A 4694-nucleotide genomic window follows, 5' to 3' on the forward strand; every position below is an offset into this window, starting at 1 on the left:
CACCGCCCGGCCGCCGGGGGGGGCCCCGCCCCGGGGGCCGCGCGGGCCCCCCCTCCGCGCCCGCCGGGGGCGGCGCGGCCGACGTCGAGCTGGCGGCGGTAGAGGAGTTCGTGGATCTCCTCCAGGGTGTCCGTGGAGATGCCCTTGTAGAACTGCCACTGTTCCCGGACCAGCCGGTCCCGGACCTCCTCCGGCAGGGTGTGGAAGTAGCGCATGTACGCCGGGGTGGTCAGCTCCAGGTTCATCTTGGTGTAGTCGAGCGGCGCCCACGAGCCGGTCCGGGTCAGCCAGCTCACCGCCGGGCCGCCGTCGAGGTTGCGGGTCAGCAGGTCGGCGGCGACCTCGGCGCCGGACTGGCCGGAGCCGACCACGGTGACCCGCCCGGCGCGCGCCACGTCGGCGGCCCGGTGGAGGTAGTCGGAGGTGTGCAGCACCCGGTCGGAGGGCAGCCCGGCGAGCGCCTCGGGGAGGTGCGGGGCGGTGCCGATGCCGAGGACGAGGTGGCGGGCGCGCAGCCGGACGGCGGTGCCGTCGCCGCGTACCGCGCGGACGGTGAAGCGTTCCTCGCCGGCGTCCCAGTCGGCCTCCTCGACCCGGTGCGCGAAGCGCACGGCCGGCAGCCGCGCTGCGGCCCAGCGCAGGTAGTGCTCGTACTCGCGGCGGGAGGGGAAGAAGTTCTCCCGCACGGTGAAGGCGTACAGCCGGTCCATGTCGTGGAGGTACGCGAGGAAGGACAGCGGATGCCAGGGGGCGACGAGGGTGACGAGGTCGGCGAGGAAGTTCACCTGCATCGACGCGTCGCCGAACATCATGCCGCGGTGCCAGGTCAGCTCCGGGGTCTCCTCCAGGACGACCAGGTCGAGGTCGTCGACGGTGGAGGCGAGGGCGGCGAGGCCCAGGTTGAAGGGGCCGCAGCCGATGGCGACGACGTCGTGGTCGGTGGTGGGTCCGCTCATCGGGGCAGGTCCTCCGGCGTGCGCGGGCGGATCATCAGGGCGGCGGTCTTGTCGGGGAACTCGACCTTGCCGGCGGGCCGGAATCCGGCGGCCTCGAAGGCCCTGAGCGAGGGGCCGTTGTGCACGTCGGGTTCGGCGACCACGCGGGTGCAGGCGGCGTCCGCGGCCAGCAGGCCGTCGGCGAGGGCGCGCAGCAGCGTCCGGCCGAGGCCCTTGCCGGTGCGTCCCGCCTCGCCGATGGCGATGTGGACGCCGAGGTCGTGGGGCAGCTCGGGGTAGTGGCCGGCGAGCCGGTCCCGTAAGACCCGGTAGACCTCGACGTACGCGACCGGTTCGCCGTCCAGGTCGACGAGGACGGGCAGGATCGCGTCGCCGGCCAGATGGCCGGCGATCTCCTCGTGCCAGCGTTCGCGCGGCCACGCCTGGTGCCAGAAGGCGTCGATGTGCGGGGACCGCATCCAGCCGTGCACGAGGTCCAGGTCGGCGCCCTCGGCGCGGGCGACGCGGGCCGTCCAGCGGCCGGGCAGCAGGGGCAGCGGCGGGCCCGGGACGGTGCCGCCGCCGGTCTGCGGGTCGGTGCTCACGGGGTGGCCTCCTGGAGGGGGTTGGGGGCGTCGAGGTAGACGGACTGGGCGTCGAGCGGGGCGAGCACCTCGTCGATGCCGTGCAGCCGGGTGAGGAGGTTCCCCTTGCAGGGCAGGGTGTCCGCGGTGAGCCAGCGGCGGGCGAGCCGGTCGCCGTCGGGGCCGGCCGCGGCCAGGGCGGGCAGCGCGACGCGCAGCCGCTCGGCGAGGACGGCGAGCAGCCGTCGCTCGTCGGCCAGTCCGTCGACGGCGAGGCAGCCGACGACCGACAGGGCCTGGTTGCGCAGCAGGTAGTAGGAGAGCCGGTCGTCGACCAGGGCGTCGTCGACGACGGCGAGGGTGGAGGTGTCGGCACCGAGCCGCTTGAGGAGGCCGGGCAGGTGCGAGCCGGCCAGGTAGTAGCCCTGGTTGTCGCGGAAGGTGGCGCCGGTGACCCGGCCGTGCTCGTCCAGGCGGACCAGGGTGTTCTGCTGGTGGGCCTCCAGGCCGATGCCGGTGGCGGCGTACAGGTGGAGCATGGGGACGAGGACGTGGTCGGTGTAGTCGGCCGTCCACTGCTCGGCCGCGCCGGGGCCGAGCGCGGCGACGAGGTCGCCGAGGGCGCTGCGGCCGAGGCCGGGGCGGGGCGCCACGAGGCCCACCAGGCAGCGCAGCCGCGCGATGTCCCGGGGGACTTCGCGGACGGCGACGTCGAGCCCGGTGACCTCGGGGCCCTCGGGGCGGTCCGGTTCGTCGACGGCGATCCAGGCGGGGTCGCGGGTGATGGCGAAGCCGGGGTGGGCGGCGAAGGTGGCGTCGGCGTGTCCGGCGTCGAGGAGGCGGTTGATCTCCAGGCCGCGGCGCAGTTCGGTACGGGTGGACTCGCGGCGCGAGTTGGTGAGCCGCAGGCCGAGGGAGAGCTTCAGCATCACGACGGCGTCCGGCCGGTAGACGGTCCGGACACTGGACGTCGGCCACCAGGCGGGGCCCCGTTCGCCGAGGGGTTCCAGGGCGCCGGAGGCGAGGAGCGCCCGGACGCGGGGGCGGTGCAGCAGGTCGCGGGCCTGCCAGGGGTGGGCCGGGATGAGCACCCGGCCGTCGTCGGGGCGCTGCCCGGCGAGGTCGGCGAGGAGCGCCACGGTGTCGCGGCCGGCCAGCGAGGGCGCGCCGTCGACGGCGTCGTGGGAGACCACGGAGGCGTCGGCGGCGAACCAGTGCAGCCGGAAGGAGCCGCGCAGTTCGGGCGAGAAGGCGCGGGCCTCGTGGTCGGAGACGCCGTCCCGGCTCTTGGGCGCGGGATGGTTCAGGTGGCCGAGGAGGAGGGCCTGTTCGGCGTCGAGGAAGCCGTCCACGCCGGGGGGCGGGGTGGGGTGGGCGCGGCGGTCGGCGATGAAGGTGGCGACCCTGCGGACGGATTCGGCGGTGCGCTCGACGAGGTCGGCCACCTCTCCGGCGGGGACTCCCCCGGGCCGGCCGCCGCCGCGTACGGCCGCCTCGGTGGAGAGCAGGGCGACGGCGGTCACCGGGTCGGCGGTGTCGCCGAGCGGGCCGCCGGGGCCCTCCAGGCGGGTGGGGCCGAAGCGGTGCCAGCCGGTGGGCGAGCGGTGGGTGACCTCGGTGACGAGGGTCAGTCCCGCGGTGGGCAGGTCGATCCGGAGCGGGCCGGGGGCGACGGGGGTGTGCGTCTCGCGCAGCCAGCAGCGCAACAGCGCCTCGATGTGGGCGTGTTCGGAGGCGCCGCGGGCGTCGCGGGTGTGCAGGGGGTCGGCCTGGGCGGGTGGCGCCGTGGTGGTGGTGCTCATGCGGCGTCGTCCTCCTTGATGAGTCGTGCGCAGGTGCGGCCGGCGTCGAGGACGGCGTCCACGAGGGCGTCGATGTCGTCGGTGGTGGCGGTGGGGTTGAGCAGGGTGAACTTCAGGCAGACCCGCCGGGGCGAGCCGGGGCCGTCGGTGGCGGCCTCGGTGCGTCCGATGAGCGCGGTGCCGGTCTCCAGGAGGTGGCGGCGGAGGGCGGCGTTGAAGGCGTCGGAGTCGGCCGGGTCGGCGGTGCGGTGGCGGAAGAGGACGGTGGTGAGTTCGGCCGGGGCGACCAGTTCGAGGTCGGGTTCGGCCTGGATGCGGCGTTCGGCGTGCCGGGCGAGGTCGTGGCAGGTGTCGACCATCCGCCCCAGGCCGGCGCGGCCGTAGGTGAGGAGGGTGGCGGCGGCCTTCACGGCGTCGGGGCGCCGGGTGGTCTGGAGGCTGCGGCCGAGCAGGCCGTCGTAGCCGGCCTCGGAGTCGTCGGCGGGGTTGAGGTAGGCGACCTGGCGGTCGAGGGCGGTGAAGGCGGTGGTGTCGGAGACGAGCAGCACGCTGGCGGCGGCCGGCTGCCAGCCGATCTTGTGCAGGTCGAGGGTGATCGAGTCGGCCAGTTCCAGGCCGGCGAGGCGGTCGGCGAGCCGGTCGGAGAAGAGGGCGCCGAAGCCGTAGGCGGCGTCGACGTGCGTCCACATGCCGTGTCCGGCGGCGATCTCGGCGATCTGCGGGAGGGGGTCGACGGAGCCGAAGTCGGTGGTGCCGGCGGTGGCGACCACGGCGACGGGGGTGCGGTCGGGGCCGAGCGCGTCGAGGGCGGCGCGCAGGGCGTCGGGGCGCATGCGGCGCCGGTCGTCGACGGGCACGGGGTGGACGGCGGCCTCGCCGAGTCCGAGGGCGGCGCAGGCCCGGTGGGTGGAGAAGTGGGCGAGTTCGGAGCAGAAGACGACCGGTCCGGGCAGTGCGGCGACGCCCTGCTCGCGGGCGTCGATGCCGCGCCGGTGGGCGGCGGCGTCGCGGGCGAGGAGCAGCCCCATCAGGTTGGAGAGGGAGCCGCCCGGCGTGAGGACGCCGTCGGCGCGCTCGCCGAGTCCGGCGAGGCCGGTCAGGGCGCCGATGAGCCAGCGTTCGACGGCGAGGGCGGAGGGGCCGGAGTCGTAGGTGTCGAGGGAGGCGTTACCGGCGCTCGCGAGGACGTCGGCGGCGACCGCGACCGACAGCGCGGGGGGCTGGAGGTGGGCGGCGGCGCGGGGGTGGGAGAGGTCGATGCCGTGCTCGACGAGGACGGTGGCGAGCAGGCCGAGGGCGGCGTCGGGGGCCCGTGCCCCGCGGGGGGGTTTGGGCGGGGGGGGCGCCCGCGGGGGGGGGGCGCGCCCCACGGC

The 4694-nt window shown here is 76.1% G+C and carries 4 protein-coding genes; all 4 read right to left on the bottom strand.

What is annotated here, in order from left to right:
• Positions 1 to 956, bottom strand: a 956-nt coding sequence (locus ACFW1I_RS21690) for a lysine N(6)-hydroxylase/L-ornithine N(5)-oxygenase family protein (protein ID WP_384672368.1), incomplete at its 3' end; no start/stop codon positions are given.
• A complete protein-coding gene (locus tag ACFW1I_RS21695; RefSeq protein WP_384672371.1) occupies positions 953 to 1540 on the bottom strand; it encodes a GNAT family N-acetyltransferase in 588 nt (195 codons plus the stop codon). The genes ACFW1I_RS21690 and ACFW1I_RS21695, both read right to left, overlap by 4 nt.
• Positions 1537 to 3321 carry an IucA/IucC family protein gene (locus ACFW1I_RS21700; RefSeq protein WP_384672374.1) on the bottom strand — a complete coding sequence of 595 codons (1785 nt, stop codon included), beginning with the start codon at positions 3319 to 3321 and terminating at the stop codon, positions 1537 to 1539. The genes ACFW1I_RS21695 and ACFW1I_RS21700 overlap by 4 nt, the downstream gene beginning before the upstream one ends.
• On the bottom strand, positions 3318 to 4694 hold a 1377-nt coding region (locus ACFW1I_RS21705; protein WP_384672375.1), incomplete at its 5' end, for a pyridoxal phosphate-dependent decarboxylase family protein. The genes ACFW1I_RS21700 and ACFW1I_RS21705, both read right to left, overlap by 4 nt.

Origin of the sequence: Streptomyces sp. NPDC058955, assembly GCF_042741435.1 — a bacterium.
Lineage (GTDB): Bacteria > Actinomycetota > Actinomycetes > Streptomycetales > Streptomycetaceae > Streptomyces.

Excerpts from the sequence above, each read along its gene's own strand:
- ACFW1I_RS21700 (WP_384672374.1), bottom strand. The coding sequence starts at position 3,321 with ATGAGCACCACCACCACGGCGCCACCCGCCCAGGCCGACCCCCTGCAC.